Source organism: Taklimakanibacter albus (assembly GCF_016595235.1).
GTDB lineage: Bacteria > Pseudomonadota > Alphaproteobacteria > Rhizobiales > Aestuariivirgaceae > Taklimakanibacter > Taklimakanibacter albus.
Genome location: NZ_JAENHL010000006.1, coordinates 766,058 through 783,721, shown reverse-complemented (window position 1 = coordinate 783,721; position 17,664 = coordinate 766,058). Strand labels below are relative to the sequence as shown.

Below are 17,664 nucleotides of genomic sequence, written 5' to 3'. Positions count from 1 at the left end.
CTCAGGCTCGAGTTCCGGCGCAATGCGGCCGGTTTCCGTGTCTACAGTCAAATCCCTAAGGCCTCAGATTCTACAGCAGCCGGCTCTCCAGCGGCAAAAGCTGCTCGGGTGTAGCAAAACCCGGAAGCGCTTCAAAGCGCTTCTTCCAGTCGGCGACCTTGGGATAAGCCTGAACATCCATGCCGGCTTCCGCAGCGAAGCGGATCACGCCATAGGCATCGATGTCGGCAATGGTGGGCTTGCGGCCGGCGAGCCATTCCGACTTGGACAGTTCGTGCTCGAGCACGTTCAGGGCCGAGCGCGCCTCGCCGTCATACATGACCTTCACCTCGTCGCCGAACTGGCGCAGGCCCCGGGCACGCTGACGCAAACGATAGATCGGGGCTGCCAGCTTGTCCCAGATCCAGAACATCCATTCACGCACGCGCTGCTGCTCGAAATCCGTCTTGCCGTCGAATTTGCCGAGCTTGCCGGCCAGATATTCGAGGATCGCCGCCGACTGGCTGAGGAAGATCTGCCCGTCGCGCAGGCACGGGACCTGGCCGTAGCGGTTTTTGACCAGGTAATCGGGCTGCTTGTGCGCCCCCTCCCGCAGATTGACATGGATGTAGGAAAAGGGATGGCGGCACAGCGACAGCATCAGGGCCACCGTATAAGTGGGGCCTGACATGGCGAAACCGTGCAGGGTGAAACGCTCCTTGTTGCCGGCGACCAGAGCTTCTGGCTTTGGGCGCGGCGACGGCTTTACCGGGCGGCGCGCCGACGTCTTGGATACAGGCTTCCTTACGGCCGCTTTCTTTACGACCTTCTTCGCAGCTTTGGCCATTCAGTCCTCCGATGGCGCGGGCCCCAGACCACGCGCCCCCCTTCTTAATCCGGGTACGGACTATAGCGCCAATCTTCGCGAATCGGAACTCTCTGATAAGTTATTGGTAAATCAATGAAAATTCTTAAGGCTATGGTTAAATCCCAAGCTTCTTGCGCAGAATTTCGTTAACGGCCTGGGGATTCGCCTTGCCGCCGGTGGTCTTCATGACCTGGCCGACGAACCAGCCCAGCATGGTTGGCTTGGCCTTCACCTGCTCGACCTTGTCAGGATTGGCGGCGATGATCTCGTCCACCGCCTTTTCGATGGCGCCGGTATCGGTGACCTGTTTCAGGCCGCGCTTCTCGACGATCTCGGCCGGGTCGCCGCCCTCTGTCCAGACGATCTCGAAAATGTCCTTACCAATCTTGCCGGAGATCGTGCCGGCCCCGATCAGGTCGACGATGGCGCCCAGCTGACCGGCAGAAACCGGTGTATTTTCAATGGCTTTGCCTTCCTTATTCAAGCGTCCGAAGAGCTCGTTGATCACCCAGTTGGCGGCCATTTTGCCGTCACGACCCCGGGCGACCTCCTCGAAATAGGCGGCGGACGCGCTTTCGGCGATCAGCACGTCGGCGTCATAGACCGACAGCCCATAGTCTTTGACGAAGCGGTCACGCTTCCCGTCCGGAAGCTCCGGCAGGCTCTGCCTGATACGTTCGATCCAATCTGCATCGAGCTCGAGCGGCAGGAGGTCGGGATCGGGGAAATAGCGATAGTCATGCGCCTCCTCCTTGGAGCGCATCGATCGCGTCTCACCTTTCCTCGCGTCAAAAAGGCGGGTCTCCTGATCGATCTTGCCACCGTCCTCGAGGACGCCGATCTGGCGCTTCGCCTCATAGACGATGGCCTGCCCCATGAAGCGGATGGAATTGACGTTCTTGATCTCGCAGCGCGTACCGAAGGCCGCGCCGGGTCGGCGCACCGAGACGTTGATGTCGGCCCGGAGGCTGCCCTCTTCCATGTTGCCGTCACAGGTGCCGAGATAACGCATGATCTGGCGCAGCTTGGTCACATAGGCCTTGGCCTCGTCGGGCGAACGCATATCGGGCTTCGACACGATCTCCATCAGCGCCACGCCGGACCGGTTCAGATCGACGAAGCTCATATTGGGATGCTGGTCGTGCAGGCTCTTGCCGGCGTCCTGCTCGAGATGCAGCCGCTCGATGCCGACATCGACGGACTGGCCCTCATCGAGGTCGATGCGGACGACGCCCTCGCCCACCACCGGCTGCTTGTACTGCGAGATCTGATAGCCCTGCGGCAGGTCGGGATAGAAATAGTTCTTGCGGTCGAAGACCGAGCGCCGGTTGATCTCGGCCTTGAGGCCGAGGCCCGTCTTCACCGCCTGCTCGACGCAGAATTCGTTGATCACCGGCAGCATGCCGGGCATCGCCGCGTCGACGAGGGAGACGTGGTCATTGGGCTCGCCCCCATATTCAGCCGAGGCGCCGGAAAACAGCTTGGACTTGGAGAGAACCTGGGCATGAACCTCCATGCCGATGACGATCTCCCAATCCCCGGTGGCGCCCTTCAGCCAGTCCTTCTTGTCGGCGATGCGCAATTCTGAATTCATAGGCCACACTCCATTTCGGGAAGCTTGGTACTGGGTTGGGAGGCCGGGTTCAAGGCCCCCAAATCCCTCCGCCATCAAGGGTTCCCGCCGTGATGATGGCCTGTTTTATATGAAGACAAATATTTTAATTGGATAAAATATTTATTGCGAGATCGGCTGGGCGCGATTAGACACGGAAGCAGCATCTTTCCAGACGAGACAGGTACAGTTCATGATCGCATACAAGGCCGGCGGAACGCGCGTCGAGCTCACCCCTCTCACCGTGAAGCCTCAGATCCTCGACGGCAATCCGCTCGAAGCGAGCCGGCGCATCATCGACGCGCCCGCCGGCGGCCCGGTGCGCAGCGGCATCTATGAAGTGAGCCGGGGCAAATTCGTCATCACTTTCGCCTTCCATGAGCTGGCGACAGTGCTCGAAGGCACGGTCGAGCTCACCGATGAGGCGGGCAACAGCGTGACCTATGGGCCGGGCGATTCCTGGTTCTGCCAGAAGGGCGAGAAAGTCACCTGGAACGTGACCAGCGAGCGCCTGCGCAAATGTTTCATGGCGGTCGATCCAGATCACGTCAATCGCGACGGCGGCTTGATCGAGCCGCTCGCCTACAAGGGCCCCGATGCTCAGGGCGCCATCCCGGTGATCGGATAAGACATGAGCGCCGACTTCCAGAACAGCCTGATCGAAAAATCGCTGTGGGTGGCGACAGTCGGCGCGGCACCCGACTTTCCCGTCCTTGAGGGCGATGCCTCCTGCGATGTGGCGATCATCGGGGCCGGCATTCTCGGTCTGTCGACGGCCCTTCATATCGCCGCGCGGGGCGGCTCGGTTATCGTGCTGGATGCGGCCACGCCGGGCTGGGGCGGTGGCGGGCGCAATGGCGGCCAGGTCAATCCGGGCCTCAAGCTCGATCCCGAAGAACTCGTCAGCCATTTCGGACCGACGGCCGGCCCGGCACTCGCCGAATTCGCCACCGTCACGGCGGATGAAACCTTCGAGACGCTCGTCAAGTTCGACATCGGCTGCGATCACACGCGGCAAGGCTGGCTGCAGCTCGCCCATGCCCCGCAGGCAATGGCCGGGCTGGAACGGCGCGCCAGGCAATGGCAGGCGCGCGGTATTGCGGTGGAGGTGCTTTCCGCCGGCGAGGCGCAGAAGCTCAGCGGAAGTGCTGCCTATGCCGGCGGCATCCTCAATCCCAAAGGCGGCAGCCTGCATCCCCTGAAGCTGGTGCGCGGCCTCGCCCAGGCGGCGCTCACGCGCGGCGCGCGGATCTTCCGCGACAGCCGGGTCATGAAGATCGAACAGGCCAAGGGCCAACATTCCCTCGCCACCGCGAGAGGCCGGGTCAGCGCCCGGCGCGTGCTTGTTTCGACCGATGCCTATACGGATGGCCTCGTGCCCGGCCTCGCCCAAAGCGTGCTGCCGGTCAGCACGTTCCAAATCGCCAGCGAACCGTTGAGCGCCGATCTGGCGCGCAGCATCCTGCCCGGCGGCCAGCATGTCTCCGATACCCATCGCTCGCTCTATTACTTCCGCAAGGACGCGCAAGGCCGCTTCCTGATCGGCGGCCGCGGCGCCTATGGCCCCACAGGAGCAGCCGGCGCCTATGCCGAGCTCAAGCATGTCGCGGCCAGGATCTATCCGGCGCTGGCCAATTGCCAATGGGCCTATCGCTGGGGCGGCATGGTCGCGGTCACTGAAGACCACCTCTTCCATGTCACCGAGCCCGCGCCCGGAGTCCTCACCGCGATCGGCTGCAATGGCCGTGGCGTGGCGCTCAGCGTTTCGCTCGGAAAGCGCCTCGCCGAGCAGCTCATCACCGGCTCGCCGGCGAGCGTGCCCTTCCCGGTCGAGCGCCTGCGGCCCGTCGCACTGCATGGCCTGAAGAAGGCCATGCTACCCGTCATCGCCAAGACCTATTCGGTTCTCGACCATCTCGACAAGGGCAGCGTGCTGCGCCGCAAGGCGTGATCGGCCTATTGCGGGACTCTGTCCGTCATGGTCATTTGCGGGGATCATAATAAGAGGAACCTTGAGTGACAGGACTTCGCGGCAAACAGAAGACGATGCGGCGTCAGCATATTCTCGACGCCACATTGAAACTCCTGTCGAAGAAGATGTTCTCCGACATCAGCCTGCAGGACATCGCGGCCGAGGCCGACGTCACAGTGCCGACGATCTATAATTATTTCGGCTCCAAGAGCGCCGTCATCCTCGAGCTGGTGCTCAGCCGGCAGGAGGAACTGTCCGAGCGCATGGACGCCTTCATCACCAAGCGCAGCCACCGCGACGCCCAGCGCGCCCTCACCGATTGGGTAAAGCTCGTCACCGACGGTTCCTTCGACACGCTTGATCGCGACGTATGGCGCTCGCTCTATCAGGAGCGTGTTCGGGATGACGATCTGGGCCCGCTCTTCGGCAAGCTCAGCTCCTTCTATGTCGACAGGTCGGTGCAGTTTCTCGACACGCTGAAGCAGAAGCAGCTCATCCACGCCGAAACCGACACGAAGGCCGCCGCCAAGCTGCTCGATGCGGTCTGCGAGCATTATTTCCGCTTGGCCATCTTCTACAATGCACAAAGCCGGTCAGGCCATGGTGACGAGATCAAGGCCATCGTGAAGGAGCTTTATCGCGGCCTGGGGTCTTCCAAATTTTTAGTCTCATAAAAAATTTTATTGCACTAAAATATGGACATGATTAAATCCCGGCGACATTCGCAAGGGAGACCGTCATGGATATGAACATCAGGAGCCGGGTCGATTGGGAGCAGCCCTTCCCGCCGGAGGAATTTGCCGAGCGTCGCGCCAAGGTGAAGAAGGCGCTCGAACAGGCCGGTTATGACGGCATCGTCATTACCGCGCCGCGCGACTATCACTACCTCACCGGCCATGATCATATCTGGCAGTATCGTCACGCGGTGGTCGGGCTCTATTTCGACACCGCCAGCGGCTCCTATGTCTTCTTCGACAATACCAGCCACAAGGTGCTGATCTCCAATACGCCCGAGATCAAGGACATCTGGTATCATTCGCGCAGCATTCCGGCGACCGAGCAGACCAAGGAGCTCGCAGGCAAGATCCTGGCTCATGGCTGGGGACGCGGCAAGATCGCGATCCAGAGCTGGGGTTATGGCGGCCATCCCGACCATGTCCGCGCGATCGGCAAATATCTGGCCGAGGCCGGCGCGACCGTCGTCGAGGATTCTGACATCATCGAGGATGTCCGGCTCTATAAGTCGCCGCGCGAGGTCGCGGTGGTGCGCGAAGCCGCCAAGATCACCCTCGCGACGATGGAGAAGGCACGCGACTTCTTGCGGGTCGGTGTCGCCGAGACCGAGATCGACGCGGTCATCTGCTATGAGTTGATGAAACGCGGCGGCGGCCATCCGGGCATCCGCACCATGATCGGCAGCGGCCCGCGTTCCGGCTGCCATCACGCCCCCGCCTCGCATCGCCGGCTCAAGAGCGGCGACGTCGTGCATCTCGATTTCAGCGCCAGCCTGCATCGCTATCACGTCAATCTCAGCCGCAGCTTCGCCATGGGCGAGATCGACAAACGCTGGCACGATCTGTTCGACCGCTCGGCCGGCTGCAGCGACGCCATCGTCAAAGGCGTCAGGCCGGGGGATCCGTTCAGCAAGGTCCAGGAAGCAGCGGATGCCTTCATCGCCAAATCGGGTGTCGACCGGGCCAAATATGAATGGTTCATCGGCGGCTACACGCTCGGCATCGCCTTCCCGCCCGACTGGGTGCATCGCCACCGTCCCAATCCGTTCGAGCCGACCAATGATCCGGTCATGAAGCCCGGCATGGTGTTCAACTTCGAGGTCCAGTACGACGTGTTCGAGGACTGGCCCGGCGGTTCGGGCGCAGGCTGGATCGATTCTTACCTCATGACCGACAAGGGCCTCGAAATCCTCACCGAGATGCCGCGTAATCTGGTAGTGGTCGGCAAATAACGACCCGGAGGCTGCCATGGCAGGTGACGACGAACAAGCCATCCGCAAGGTCGTCGACACCTGGATGACGGCGAGCCAGGCCGGCGACATCGACACCGTGCTGGGACTCATGACAGACGACGTCGTCTTCATGGTTCCCGGGCACGAGCCCTTCGGCAAGGAAGCATTTGCGGCGGCCGCCAGCAGCCTCAAGGGCATGCGCATCGAAGGCCGCAACGACATAAGCGAGATCAAGGTACTGGGCGACTGGGCCTATTTGCGCAACCATATCGACATCGCGATGACCCTGCCCGACGGGACCACCACCCGCCGGGCAGGCTACACGCTGACGATCCTCACCAAAGGGTCTGACGGGCGCTGGCGCCTCACGCGGGACGCCAATCTGCTGACGGAAAAAACATAGCGCACCCTTTCATTCCGAGCGGATGAATGGCAGCTTGCCGCGATGTCTCGCATCATCCTTCTCAATGGCGTGGGCAGCGCCGGCAAAAGCTCGATCGCCCGCGCCCTCCAGGACATCACCGTCCAGCCCTTCCTGCATGTTACGATGGACAGTTTCCTCGACATGCTGCCCGCCACCTATTGGGGGCATCCGGACGGTTTCATTTTCGAGACCGCTCTCGAGGACGAGGCGCCAGTGGTCGCCATCAAGACCGGGGCTTTCGGAATGCAGCTGATGCGCGGCATGCGGCGCGCCATGGCCGGGCTGGCAGCGGAAGGCAACAATCTGATCATCGACGATGTCATGCTTGGATCGGACTCAGAGGATTACAGAACTCAATTTGTCGACCATGAGATATCCCTTGTTGGGGTGATGGCCCCGCTTGGCGTTCTCGAGCAACGCGAGCGCGACCGCAAAGACCGGATGATCGGGCTTGCCCGCTGGCAATTCACCCGCGTCCATCAAGGCGTCGACTACGATCTCACCATCGATTCGAGCGTTGCAACGCCCGCGCAATGTGCCGCCAAGATCAAGGAAACATTCAGCCTATAACTCGACAATACAAATCCGCCACAATGTCGGACGAAAGATTCCTTACCTTTCGAGACACGACGTTGCGCTCACCGTTCTTCCGCTGGCTCCTGCTACCGCTTCTGGCCCTCGTCATTCTGACGACGGGCGCCTTCCTCTATGCGCCTTACCTGCCTACGCTTCTCGCCGAAGGTTTCCCCAAGCCCGAATGGCCGGCGCGCGGGACCTTCGCGGAATTGCCGGGCATCGCCGGAGCCGACGATCTGGGCGAGCCGGAGCAGACGAGGCTCAGCCCTGCCCTCGCCAAGCTCATGGCCGACAGCCGCGGCAAAGCCCTTCTCGTCTATCAGGGCGGCAAGCTGAAGATCGAATATTATGCGCCGGGTTTTTCGCGCGACACGCGGTTCAATTCCTATTCGCTGGTAAAGAGCCTGGTCGGCGTGCTGACATTGAGTGCCATCACCCGTGGTGAGCTGCCGGCGCTCGACACGCCGCTGCCGAAACTTGGGCTCGCCCCGCGCGAGCTTCTCGACATGAAGAGCGGCATCGTCTTCGAGACCGATGAAATGAAACACGCCTCCGGCCAGCCCGAGAAGGACCTGGAGGCGACGATCTCCAATCCCTTCGGTCCCATGGCCAGGCTGCATGTGAGCGGCCTCAAGGACTTCGAGCCGGCGCTCCATATCGATCCCACGAAACGCGGCCTGTTCAGCTACCAGAATGTGAATACGGCACTGCTGGGCGCGCTCCTCGGCGCTCCCGACCAGCGGCTGTCACGCGAGATCTGGCAACCGGCCGGCGCCCAGGGTGCCACGTGGCGGCGTTATGGTCCCGACCTCGATATCTCGGCCTATTGTTGCCTTTACGCCAAAGCACGCGACTGGGTGCACGCCGCCCGCTACGTCATGAACAACGGCACGCCGAGCCAGCCCTTGCTGAGCGCCGAGTTCCATCAGGCTTTTCTGGGCCGGGATCTCACCGATGATCAGGTCCGCCAGGGGCTTTACCGGCTCCATGCCTGGCACAATATCCTCGACCGGCCAGGTGAGGCTCTCCAGGGCCAATTCACCTATTTCATGGGCAATGGCGGCCAGGCCGTCTATCTGATGCCGGAAAAGGACCTGATCGTCGTGCGCTTCGGCGCCGAGCCGCAATTGCTCCATTCGACGCTCTATGAAGCGTGGAAACAGATCAGCGGCCGTTGATCCGTCCGCCTATTTGCGCAGTTCCCGCTCGACCGACCGGGCAAAGATGAAGGCGGCGACGCCGAGGCCGCCCACAATGGCGAGAAAAGTGTAATCCTGGCGCGTGCCGCCGATGGCGGCGGCAGAGAACCATTTCTGCCAGATCACGAGGGCGAAGATGGCGGCGAGGGCCAGCGTGGAGAATCTGGCTCCCCAGAGCATGGCGACCAGGACGAACCTGCCCAGTGGCGACATATCACTCATGACTTTTCCCCTCGCGGCCTGCCGTGCTAACCGGGAGGTTCTACCCTCTTCCATATGAATTGAGCCATGGCGAAATCCAAGACCGACCTCAAGAGCCTCAAACCGGCGACCCGCCTCGTTTCCACCGCCCGCGACTATTCCGAACATGGCATCGTCTCGCCGGCCGTCTATCACGCCTCGACCATACTCTATCCGACCTATCAGGCGCTGAAGGAACAGAAGCAGACCTATCAATACGGGCGGCGCGGCACGCCGACCTCGCGCTCGGTCGAGACCGCCATCGCGACGCTCGAGAATGGTTTCGCCAGCAAGGTCACGCCTTCCGGCCTTTCCGCCATCACCACCACGCTGCTGTCCTTCCTGAAGCCCGGCGATCACATCCTCATCCCCGACAGCATCTATGCGCCGGGACGCGCTTTCTGCGACAAAATGCTGAAGAACTGGGGCGTCGCCGTCGAATATTACGATCCGCTGCTGGGCGGCGCGGTGTCAGCCTTCATGCGGGCGACGACACGCATCGTCTATTGTGAAAGCCCCGGCTCGCAAACGATGGAAGTGCAGGACATTCCGGCGATTGCCCAGGGGGCGCACAAAGCCGGCGCCCTCGTCGTCGTCGACAACACCTGGTCGGGCGGCCACTACTTCAATGTCTTTGCCCATGGCGGCGACATCTCGATCCACGCGGCGACGAAATATATCGTCGGCCATTCCGACGTCATGATGGGCGCCGTCACCTGCAACGAGGAAACATGGCCGCGCTTCAAGGATGGTTATGAGACGCTGGGCCAGTTCGCCGGCCCCGACGACATGTATCTGACGCTCCGGGGCCTGCGCACCATCGATATCCGTCTCGAGCGCCATATGAAAAGCGCCGTCAACATTGCCGACTGGCTCAAGGGCCGTCCCGAGGTGGATGAAGTGCTCTATCCGGCCCTGCCCGGGGCGCCCGGCCATGAAATCTGGAAGCGCGACTTCACCGGCGCCAGCGGGCTGTTCTCGGTGGTGCTCAAGCCACAGAGCGATGCGGCGCTCGCCGCCTTCCTCGATGGCCTCGAGCTCTTCGGCATGGGCTATTCCTGGGGCGGCTTCGAAAGCCTCTGCGTGCCCTTCAAACCCAACCGCACAGCGAGGCCTTGGACGCGCCAGGGCACCTGCCTGCGCTTCCATATCGGGCTCGAGGATCCCGACGATCTCAAGGCCGATCTCGCGGCAGGCTTCGAGCGCCTCAAGGCGGCGTCTTGAATTCGGGCCCGGCGGGGCCATTTCTCCGGAAGCCGAAAGGAAGTTCGCCCATGCGCCTCTATGCCAAGCTTGTCGCCCTTGCCGTCGCGGGATGTGCCGTCATCGCCCCGCTCGCCGCGCAGGAAGCGGACGATCCGGAGCTCATCTTCAAGAAGACGACGGTGTGGCGCATGCTGTCGCCCGACGCCAAGCTCGCGACCTATGCGCTCGATGACCCGCTGGTCGAAGGTGTCGCCTGCCATTTCACCGTGCCGGAAATCGGCGGCTGGACCGGCTGGGCCGGCTTCGCCGAGGAACGTTCGGAAGCCTCGCTCTCCTGCAAGCAGATCGGCCCCATCACTTTCAAAGGCAAATTCGCCCAGGGCGATGACGTCTACCGGATGCGCCGCTCGATGTTCTTCAAGAAATTCCACATCTCGCGCGGCTGCGACGCCAAGCGCAATGTGCTCGTCTATCTGAGCTACACCGACAAGCTCATCGAAGGCAGCCCGCAGAATTCGACCACCACCGTGGCGGTCATGCCCTGGGGCTCGCTGCCGGCGCCCAAATGCGGAGACTTCCTGGAGTAGCCCATCGGCGCCTTGCCTTTGCCCAACTGATCGATAGAGTGAGCGCATCTTGGACGGCAATCCAATGCGCACACTCCGCTCAGGCCTGAGCGTCATTCTTGTTCTGTTCGCGAGCCTGACCGCGAGCGCCGAAGTGATTCAGCCCCGCCAGGAGCCTCAGCTCCGGCTCGAGACCGAGGGGCATACGGCGCTTGTCCGCGGTATCTCCGTTACGCCCGATGGCAAACTGCTGATTACCGGATCAGCCGACAAGACGGCCCGTCTTTGGTCCCTCCCGACAGGGCGGCTTGTCAGAGTCATTCGCCCGCCCATCGGCGGAGGGGTGTTCGGTCAGGTTGATGCGGTCGCCATTGCGCCGGACGGGAAGACGATCGCGCTCGCCGGAGATGCACGTTGCGAGTTCGACGCCGCCCTTTGTCAATTCATCGACCTGTACAACTCTTCTGACGGGACCCTTCGCAAGCGTCTGGGCCCGTTTCGGGCCATCGTCTACGAACTGGCATTCTCTCCCGATGGCAATCGCCTCGCGGCGGCCGCGGGAAAGCAGGGTCTGTTCATCTGGGAAAATCCGCTTGGCGAGCAGCCCCAACTCGCTACGGCCGCAGACGCGGCCTATTCTGCCGTCTTCAATTCGACCGGGACGCAACTGGCGACCGGAGCTGCCGATGGCGCGGTCACGCTCTATGGTACCAACCTGTCGGAGCGTGTACGACGTTCACAAGGCCGCAGCGGAGCAACCTTCGCCAAGCTCGCCTTTTCGCCGGACGGAGGTACCCTCGCCGTCGGTTATGAGAGCATGTCGAAGATCGATCTCTATCGAGTACCCGATCTCTTTCGCACCCACGAGGTGGATACCTCCTTCTCCCACCGCGATCTGACCAATGTCGCTTTCTCCGCGGATGGCCTCTTTCTGTATGCTGGCGGCAATTACGACGTGGCGGGATACAGGCATCCTGTCGTCCGGTGGACACAAGCGGGGCGCGGAGCGCCCCAGCAGGTCATGGAAGGTCCGAATGGGGCGATCACGGAGCTGGCAGGCCTGCCACGGGGCGGATTCGCCTTCGCAAGCTCCGACGGCTCGATCGGCGCCTATTCGGCGACGAATGAACCAGTGTTCTACCGTGACGCCGGCGTACCCAATATGAGTCTCAAAATCTCCAATCTCTTTGTCATCGCACCAGACGGCAAAGCCGTGCGATTCGGCCTCAAATTTGGGGATGTCGATCCGGTCAATTTCGATGCCGCTTCCCTGCTGCTCAAAACTCAAGCCACCGCTCCAGCCGACTACATTCAAGCCGATACCAAGTCGCTGGACGTCGGTGACTGGAGTAACGGCATCCCCACGCTCAATGGCAAGAAGCTGCTCGCCAGTGATCGGGAGCACTCCAGAACCCTCGCCATCGCACCCGATCACAAACGATTCTACCTCAGCACCATCTGGTCGTTGTACGGCTTCAGTGACACGGGCGCGGTACTGTGGAATCACGACACCGACAGCCCTGTCCATGGCTTGAATCTGTCCGCCGACGGGACGCTCCTGATCGCAGCGGTGGCAGATGGAACTCTTCGCTGGTATCGCGCGGCGACCGGAGAATTGCTGCTCAGCCTCTTTGTCTATGTTCCCGACCGGCGCTGGATCGCCTGGACGCCGTCCGGCTATTACGCCGCCTCTCCCGGCGGCGAGTCCCTGATCGGCTGGCATGTGAACGGGAAATCCTGGACAGCGCCGACCGATTTCTTTCCAGCCGCCCTGTTCCGCGAGAAGTTCTACCGCCCGGATATCGTGCGTCTGGTCCTCCAGACGCTGGATGAGGCGAAAGCCGTCAGCACGGCAAATGAGGCCGCGAAACGCAAGGATGATGACGCCACCTTGCCGGCCGTCGTGGAGATCATGGCCGACCCGCGCGGCCTGGAAGCAACGGGGCCGGAGCTTTCACTGAAATACCGCTTGCGCTCGCCCTCAGGCCGCCCTGTGACACGCCTCGAGCTGCGCGTCGATGGCCAGCTCGTCCAGCCGCGTGCCATGCAGGAAATCGACGAAACCCTGACGCTCGACAGCGATCTTACAATGACGGTTCCCCTGCCGCCGCGCGATGCGTCGATCTCGCTGACCGCCTTCATCCAGGACCAGCCGAGCGCCACCGTCTCCGTTCCGGTGCATTGGACCGGCGAAACACAATCGGGACCGAAGCCGAAGCTCTACGCACTCCTGGTCGGGGTCAGCAACTATGACGAGCCCCAGCTCAAATTAAATTACGCCGCCAAGGACGCCATGGACATGGATGCGGCGCTCAAACGTCAGAAAGGGCGCTTCTTCGATGACGTGCAGACCGTCCTGCTGTTGGACGACAAGGCTGACGAAGACGAAATCGAGATCCAGCTGACGCGGCTGCGCAAGGCCGTCGGTCCCAATGACTATGCCTTGGTCTTCATGGCCGGACACGGGGTGACCGACGCTCAAGGCGGATTCCATTTCCTCCCGGCCAATGCCAGCCTTGCGGAAGACGAGCTTGCCGCCCGCTCCCTCGATGGCATCATCATCCGCAACATGTTGCGCACGATGCAGGGCAAGGTGCTGTTCTTCATGGATGCGTGCAACGCCGGCAACGGTGTCGGCAACGACCAGTCGCTTGCCGACATGACGGGCTTCGCCAATGAATTCGCCCTGTCGAACGGCGTGGTGATGTATGCCTCATCGACCGGAAGACAGTTCTCCTATGAGAATGCGCAGTGGAACAATGGCGCGTTCACCAAGTCGCTCATCGCGACGCTGGACGACGCGAAGGCCTTCGGCGCGGATGGCAGGCTTTCGATCTTCGAGCTGGCCGAGGAACTCAGCACCCGGGTGAGCGACCTCACCAACGGGCTTCAGACGCCGGTCATGACCAAAAGCGCCGCTATCCCTGTTTTCTACCTGGCCTCAGCGCCGTAGCGGTTCGGGCCTTAATGTCCGGCCTTGAGCTCGATTGCGCCGATGCCGACAGCGACATTGAGGCCCTCTTCACCTGAAACGCTCAAAGGCTGAAGCGCAATGGACTTCTCGAAGCCCCCCACCAAAACATTGGCTCCGAGGCCGACGCCGATCGCCACATCGGCGGTGGCGCCCACATAGGTGCCGATCAGCGCATTCGGCTTGAGCTTCCCCGGCGCGAACACCACCCAGGTGATGTAGCTCTTCTCGGTCACTCCGATATCGATGCCGACCTTGGTGACGGTGCCATGATAGGCCGATTCAGCCCCGCCCTCGGCCGGCGCGAAATTGCATTTCATGTCCTTGGACGATCCGAAGATCAGGCCGACGCCACCATCGACCGTGCATTTGAGCACGCCGACATTCACGCCGCTCGCGGCGAGCGCCGAGCCCGCCGCCGCGTGGATGAAACCGGCGGCAAGCACGATGGCTAGAACTCCTTTGACCGTCATCGATTGGACCCCTGCTTGAGTTAAGGCTGAGCTCCCGTATCTCTTAGCATCCAAAGCGAGAATGTTGGAAGTGCGAACCGGGCCAGCATGATGCCGCGAAAGTTTAATCAATTTTGCGAGCGTCATGTCGAGCTTGCATCCTGCCCCAATTTCCGCCCTCATACGCCGATCCGATTTGCTACGTCCTGCGGCACGCCTGGTGGTTCATATGATCAATCTATACCGCATCGCATTCGCCGTCCTTGTGACGATTGCCGGCATGGGGCCCGTCACGGCGAAGCCGGTATCGCCGCTCGATGTCTTCTATACGGTGCGCGCCGAAGATCTCGCCGGCGCGCCGGGCACGCTCATCCGCCTGGCGCCGATCGACATTCTGTCGGTCTATCGCGCCAAGGCCTATCGCATCCTCTATGTCTCGCGAAACCTCAAAGGTGAGAAGATCGGCGTCTCCGGCATGATGGTGGTGTCGACGCTGCCGGGCCGCGGTGCGACACGGCCTGTCGTGGCCTGGGCGCATGCGACGACCGGCATCGCCCATAAATGCGCGCCTTCGCGGCGCTCCGATCCGCTCGCCATTCCCGGCATCAAGGACATGATCGCCGGAGGTTATACGGTTGTCGCCACCGATTATCCCGGTCTCGGAACGCCGGGGCCGGTGCCCTATCTGATCGGGCTCGGCGAGGCGCAGTCGGTGCTCGATTCGGTCAAAGCGATCCGCAGCTTGCCCGAGGCGCAAGCGGGCGACGCGTTCGTCCTCTGGGGACATTCGCAAGGCGGCCATGCCGTCCTCTTCGCGGCCAGTCTCGCCAAGACCTATGCCGCGGATCTCAAGTTGCTCGGCGTCGCCGCGGCGGCGCCCGCGACCAATCTCGCCGCCTTGCTGCATGCCGACGTCAACACGATCCCGGGCCGTATCCTCGCGGCGATGACGCTGTTGTCCTGGTCGCGCAATTTCGGCTTCCCGCTCGACGGCCTTCTCACCGAGGACACGGTCGAGGTGATGGAGCATATCGACAAAACCTGCATCGACAGCCTGTCTGGGAAACTCGATGCGCTGTCGGCGGAACAGGATCTCGGCGCCAAGTATCTGAACTATGATCCAGGCTCGCGTCAGCCCTGGCGCGGCCTCCTCGCCGACAACAATCCGTTTTATGGGCTGATCACCGTTCCCGCCTTCATCGCGCAAGGCGCGGACGACACGCTGGTGCGGCCGGAGGTCACGACGGGTTTCGTCGACTCCTTGTGCCGAAGCGACAAGTCCGTGCGTTATGTGACGATGCCCAGGGTCGATCACGGCGCCATCGCCGACAAAAGCGCGGCGCAGGCCGTCGCCTGGATGGATGAGCGGTTCAGAGGCGTTCGCGCCGTCAATAGCTGCCCGAGATAGCGCCTCGCCGCAGCGCTGATCAATTAGCTAAGCCATTGAAAAGATTTGGCGACCCCGGAGGGATTCGAACCCCCGACCCACAGCTTAGAAGGCTGTTGCTCTATCCAACTGAGCTACGGGGTCATGCCGCGAAAGGCTTTTCTGAAGCTATGAGCCTTATCGGCTCTATAATGGACGCCTTGCCTTCCGGCAACGGCCCGCGTTGCGGAACTTTGCCGAGAAGCAGTTCGTTTGCGTGTCGGAGGGGGAGGAGGACATGGTGTATCGGCTGATCCTTGCCTCAATCATGGTGCTTGGCTTCTCGCTGCCGGCGGGAGCGGATATGTCCGAGAACGAATGCGCGCGACGGTTCAACGCGTGCGCCAATGCCTGCGCCGCCCTCGAAAGCGATGCCAATGACGGCTGCCTGGGACGTTGCCTGGTGGATAATGGCTGCGAGATCGATGACGACAAGTCGGCCGGGAACGGAACTCCCCGCGGTACGCTTCCGGGTGATGAATTGCCGCAAAGCTCTCTGCCGGGTGATCGCCTGCCTACGAGCCGCCTGCCCGACAGCAGGATGTAAGGCGTATCACTGAACAGGCGGTCGCCCGCTTGCAAAAGCCATTAGCTGTCCGCGACTTAACGTTAATGTGAGTGGCCTCGGCCTTGCTTCGCTGAACCAGCGGAGCACTGCATCATGTTTCATAACAAGACACTTGCGGACAGCCTCAGCGAGAAACGGAACTCGTTCAACCTGATCCGCCTCGCCGCGGCGCTGAGCGTCCTCATTTCGCATGCCTATGTCCTCGTGGGGCAAAGCGAGATGCAGCCGCTGCGTGACTGGACCTCCTATACGATCGGCCAGCATGCCGTGAACATCTTCTTCGTCCTGTCGGGCCTGATGCTGACCCAGAGCCTCATCCGCGATCCCAATCTCTGGAACTTCGTAACAGCCCGCATCCTGCGCATCTTCCCGGCTCTCTTCGGCTTCGGCCTGTTCTTCTCGTTCCTGCTTGGTCCGTTGCTCACCACCGTCGAGCTCGGCGCGTATTTCTCTGATGCCCACACCTATTCCTACCCGATCGATCTGCTCTTCCGTTTCCATGAAGCCCAGCCGCCACACGGGATATTCACCGGCCTCCCGGTGCCCGGGGTTGTCAACGACTCGCTCTGGACCATCCGCTACGAGCTCCTGGCCTATGCCGCGCTCGTCATCATGTTCGTTCTGGGGGTCGCCAAGACGAGGCTCGGGTCCCTGCTCTGCCTGGCCGGCATGATGGCCGCTCTCGCGGTGATCAATGCCGGCTGGACCGGCGGGCTCCATACGCCCCTGGAGCAGCTCTGCCGCTATGCGGTCTGCTTCCTGATCGGCGTCAATCTGTTCCACGGGAAAGATCAAATCACCACCCGATGGTGGCCGCTGCTGGCGACATTCGCCTTCGCCTATCTCGTCTCCGGCACAGCGTTCGCCCCCTTGGGCGCGATCCTGCTCGCCGCGCATCTGACGATCTCCATCGGCAGCCGCAGCTTCGGCGCGCTCACCCGCTGGACGAGCAAGGACGATATTTCCTATGGCACCTATATTTATGGCTGGCCGACACAGCAGGTTCTCCTCACCTTCTTCCCCACCTTGACCCCAATCGTGTTCGCCATAGCCTCAATGGCGATCACGCCGATCTTCGGCGCCTTGTCCTGGATCCTGGTGGAGAAGCCCGCGCTTGGGCTCAAGAAAAGACTACGCCGGCCGACAGCTGTGGCCCGTATCGGCGCCGAGGCCTATCATTGAACCCGCTCAGTGGGTCCAGTTTTCGTTGCGGCCCCATTTGAAATTGTCGGCATAGGACTTACGGTGCGTCCGCGCCGGCGCCTCGGGCTCCAGCCAATAAGCGATGCCATTGCGCTCGGCATAGGCGACAGCCTGTTCCTTGCTCTCGAAAGTGAGCCGCAGCTGCTGCTTCATATCACCGGAAGAGGTCCAGCCCATCAACGGATCCGCCGTCAGGCGCGTCTCCGGCTCATATTCGAGCAGCCAGATGTCGGCCTTGCCTTTGCCGGACTGCATGGCGTTGCGGGCGGGCTTGTAGATCTTCGCGGTCATGCCGTTACCTTCATCTCTCCGACGCATGGTGGCGGTGGTCGGGGTGGCCAGATTCGAACTGACGACCCCCTGCGCCCAAGGCAGGTGCGCTACCAGACTGCGCTACACCCCGACATCGCCTATGCTCCGCAGGGGCTTAGCGAAA

Annotated in this window: 18 protein-coding genes and 2 tRNA genes; 13 read left to right on the top strand and 7 right to left on the bottom strand. The window is 61.9% G+C overall.

Annotation, left to right across the window (positions count from 1 at the left end; all coding sequences use genetic code 11):
* Positions 1-70 precede the first annotated feature (70 nt).
* Positions 71-826, bottom strand: coding sequence for a glutathione S-transferase family protein (locus JHL16_RS08405; protein WP_200184403.1), 756 nt, complete (start codon positions 824-826; stop codon positions 71-73).
* A 136-nt stretch (positions 827-962) separates the two neighbouring features.
* On the bottom strand, positions 963-2,441 hold the full coding sequence (gene gatB, locus JHL16_RS08400) for an Asp-tRNA(Asn)/Glu-tRNA(Gln) amidotransferase subunit GatB (RefSeq protein ID WP_200184402.1): 1,479 nt from the start codon (positions 2,439-2,441) through the stop codon (positions 963-965).
* A 211-nt stretch (positions 2,442-2,652) separates the two neighbouring features.
* On the opposite strand from gatB, the gene JHL16_RS08395 reads away from it, so the two are divergent.
* The 7 genes from JHL16_RS08395 to JHL16_RS08365 all read left to right on the top strand — a co-directional run bounded on the left by JHL16_RS08395 (position 2,653) and on the right by JHL16_RS08365 (position 8,575).
* Complete coding sequence (locus JHL16_RS08395) at positions 2,653-3,087, top strand: cupin domain-containing protein (RefSeq protein WP_200184401.1); 435 nt, start codon at positions 2,653-2,655, stop codon at positions 3,085-3,087.
* Between the two features lie 3 nt (positions 3,088-3,090).
* Positions 3,091-4,410, top strand: coding sequence for an NAD(P)/FAD-dependent oxidoreductase (locus tag JHL16_RS08390; protein ID WP_200184400.1), 1,320 nt, complete (start codon positions 3,091-3,093; stop codon positions 4,408-4,410).
* Positions 4,411-4,475: 65 nt separating this feature from the next.
* The gene (locus JHL16_RS08385) at positions 4,476-5,105 is read left to right on the top strand and encodes a TetR family transcriptional regulator (protein ID WP_200184399.1); all 630 of its coding nucleotides are present in this window, start codon (positions 4,476-4,478) and stop codon (positions 5,103-5,105) included.
* 65 nt (positions 5,106-5,170) lie between these two features.
* Positions 5,171-6,397 carry a M24 family metallopeptidase gene (locus JHL16_RS08380; protein WP_200184398.1) on the top strand — a complete coding sequence of 409 codons (1,227 nt, stop codon included), beginning with the start codon at positions 5,171-5,173 and terminating at the stop codon, positions 6,395-6,397.
* 16 nt (positions 6,398-6,413) lie between these two features.
* Positions 6,414-6,800 carry a YybH family protein gene (locus JHL16_RS08375; protein ID WP_200184397.1) on the top strand — a complete coding sequence of 129 codons (387 nt, stop codon included), beginning with the start codon at positions 6,414-6,416 and terminating at the stop codon, positions 6,798-6,800.
* 42 nt (positions 6,801-6,842) lie between these two features.
* The gene (locus JHL16_RS08370; protein ID WP_200184396.1) at positions 6,843-7,391 is read left to right on the top strand and encodes a chloramphenicol phosphotransferase CPT family protein; all 549 of its coding nucleotides are present in this window, start codon (positions 6,843-6,845) and stop codon (positions 7,389-7,391) included.
* 62 nt (positions 7,392-7,453) lie between these two features.
* Positions 7,454-8,575 (top strand): serine hydrolase, encoded by a 1,122-nt coding sequence (locus JHL16_RS08365; protein ID WP_200184395.1) that lies wholly within the window; start codon positions 7,454-7,456, stop codon positions 8,573-8,575.
* A gap of 9 nt (positions 8,576-8,584) precedes the next feature.
* Here JHL16_RS08365 and JHL16_RS08360 read toward each other — a convergent pair whose 3' ends face one another.
* Positions 8,585-8,818, bottom strand: a complete 234-nt coding sequence (locus JHL16_RS08360; RefSeq protein WP_200184394.1) for a hypothetical protein — start codon at positions 8,816-8,818, stop codon at positions 8,585-8,587.
* 66 nt (positions 8,819-8,884) lie between these two features.
* On the opposite strand from JHL16_RS08360, the gene metC reads away from it, so the two are divergent.
* From metC to JHL16_RS08345, 3 genes are all read left to right on the top strand, one after another.
* The gene (metC, locus tag JHL16_RS08355; protein ID WP_200184393.1) at positions 8,885-10,060 is read left to right on the top strand and encodes a cystathionine beta-lyase; all 1,176 of its coding nucleotides are present in this window, start codon (positions 8,885-8,887) and stop codon (positions 10,058-10,060) included.
* A 50-nt stretch (positions 10,061-10,110) separates the two neighbouring features.
* Complete coding sequence (locus tag JHL16_RS08350; RefSeq protein WP_200184392.1) at positions 10,111-10,629, top strand: CreA family protein; 519 nt, start codon at positions 10,111-10,113, stop codon at positions 10,627-10,629.
* Positions 10,630-10,693: 64 nt separating this feature from the next.
* Positions 10,694-13,561, top strand: coding sequence for a caspase family protein (locus JHL16_RS08345; RefSeq protein WP_200184391.1), 2,868 nt, complete (start codon positions 10,694-10,696; stop codon positions 13,559-13,561).
* Between the two features lie 11 nt (positions 13,562-13,572).
* Here JHL16_RS08345 and JHL16_RS08340 read toward each other — a convergent pair whose 3' ends face one another.
* Positions 13,573-14,052 (bottom strand): DUF992 domain-containing protein, encoded by a 480-nt coding sequence (locus JHL16_RS08340; RefSeq protein WP_200184390.1) that lies wholly within the window; start codon positions 14,050-14,052, stop codon positions 13,573-13,575.
* Between the two features lie 208 nt (positions 14,053-14,260).
* Here JHL16_RS08340 and JHL16_RS08335 point away from each other — a divergent pair, with 208 nt between their 5' ends.
* Entirely contained in the window at positions 14,261-15,439 is a 1,179-nt protein-coding gene (locus tag JHL16_RS08335; protein WP_200184389.1) for an alpha/beta fold hydrolase, read from the top strand.
* Between the two features lie 46 nt (positions 15,440-15,485).
* Here JHL16_RS08335 and JHL16_RS08330 read toward each other — a convergent pair.
* A tRNA-Arg gene (locus tag JHL16_RS08330) sits at positions 15,486-15,562 on the bottom strand.
* Positions 15,563-15,695: 133 nt separating this feature from the next.
* Here JHL16_RS08330 and JHL16_RS08325 point away from each other — a divergent pair.
* Entirely contained in the window at positions 15,696-16,004 is a 309-nt protein-coding gene (locus JHL16_RS08325; protein WP_200184388.1) for a hypothetical protein, read from the top strand.
* Positions 16,005-16,118: 114 nt separating this feature from the next.
* On the top strand, positions 16,119-17,207 hold the full coding sequence (locus JHL16_RS08320) for an acyltransferase family protein (protein ID WP_200184387.1): 1,089 nt from the start codon (positions 16,119-16,121) through the stop codon (positions 17,205-17,207).
* Positions 17,208-17,213: 6 nt separating this feature from the next.
* Here the strand turns inward: JHL16_RS08320 and JHL16_RS08315 are convergent, their stop codons facing one another.
* Both JHL16_RS08315 and JHL16_RS08310 read right to left on the bottom strand, forming a co-directional pair.
* The gene (locus tag JHL16_RS08315; protein WP_171028246.1) at positions 17,214-17,519 is read right to left on the bottom strand and encodes an ETC complex I subunit; all 306 of its coding nucleotides are present in this window, start codon (positions 17,517-17,519) and stop codon (positions 17,214-17,216) included.
* 35 nt (positions 17,520-17,554) lie between these two features.
* Positions 17,555-17,631 (bottom strand) — tRNA-Pro (locus JHL16_RS08310).
* Between the last annotated feature and the right edge of the window lie 33 nt (positions 17,632-17,664).

What these genes read in the sequence shown, in the direction of transcription:
- JHL16_RS08370 (WP_200184396.1), top strand. Translation starts at nt 6,843, where the DNA reads ATGTCTCGCATCATCCTTCTCAATGGCGTGGGCAGCGCCGGCAAAAGC.
- JHL16_RS08360 (WP_200184394.1), bottom strand. Translation starts at nt 8,818, where the DNA reads ATGAGTGATATGTCGCCACTGGGCAGGTTCGTCCTGGTCGCCATGCTC.
- JHL16_RS08395 (WP_200184401.1), top strand. Translation starts at nt 2,653, where the DNA reads ATGATCGCATACAAGGCCGGCGGAACGCGCGTCGAGCTCACCCCTCTC.
- JHL16_RS08350 (WP_200184392.1), top strand. Translation starts at nt 10,111, where the DNA reads ATGCGCCTCTATGCCAAGCTTGTCGCCCTTGCCGTCGCGGGATGTGCC.
- JHL16_RS08340 (WP_200184390.1), bottom strand. Translation starts at nt 14,052, where the DNA reads ATGACGGTCAAAGGAGTTCTAGCCATCGTGCTTGCCGCCGGTTTCATC.
- JHL16_RS08405 (WP_200184403.1), bottom strand. Translation starts at nt 826, where the DNA reads ATGGCCAAAGCTGCGAAGAAGGTCGTAAAGAAAGCGGCCGTAAGGAAG.
- JHL16_RS08315 (WP_171028246.1), bottom strand. Translation starts at nt 17,519, where the DNA reads ATGACCGCGAAGATCTACAAGCCCGCCCGCAACGCCATGCAGTCCGGC.
- metC (WP_200184393.1), top strand. Translation starts at nt 8,885, where the DNA reads ATGGCGAAATCCAAGACCGACCTCAAGAGCCTCAAACCGGCGACCCGC.
- JHL16_RS08335 (WP_200184389.1), top strand. Translation starts at nt 14,261, where the DNA reads ATGATCAATCTATACCGCATCGCATTCGCCGTCCTTGTGACGATTGCC.
- JHL16_RS08375 (WP_200184397.1), top strand. Translation starts at nt 6,414, where the DNA reads ATGGCAGGTGACGACGAACAAGCCATCCGCAAGGTCGTCGACACCTGG.
- JHL16_RS08320 (WP_200184387.1), top strand. Translation starts at nt 16,119, where the DNA reads ATGTTTCATAACAAGACACTTGCGGACAGCCTCAGCGAGAAACGGAAC.
- JHL16_RS08390 (WP_200184400.1), top strand. Translation starts at nt 3,091, where the DNA reads ATGAGCGCCGACTTCCAGAACAGCCTGATCGAAAAATCGCTGTGGGTG.
- gatB (WP_200184402.1), bottom strand. Translation starts at nt 2,441, where the DNA reads ATGAATTCAGAATTGCGCATCGCCGACAAGAAGGACTGGCTGAAGGGC.
- JHL16_RS08380 (WP_200184398.1), top strand. Translation starts at nt 5,171, where the DNA reads ATGGATATGAACATCAGGAGCCGGGTCGATTGGGAGCAGCCCTTCCCG.
- JHL16_RS08345 (WP_200184391.1), top strand. Translation starts at nt 10,694, where the DNA reads ATGCGCACACTCCGCTCAGGCCTGAGCGTCATTCTTGTTCTGTTCGCG.
- JHL16_RS08325 (WP_200184388.1), top strand. Translation starts at nt 15,696, where the DNA reads ATGGTGTATCGGCTGATCCTTGCCTCAATCATGGTGCTTGGCTTCTCG.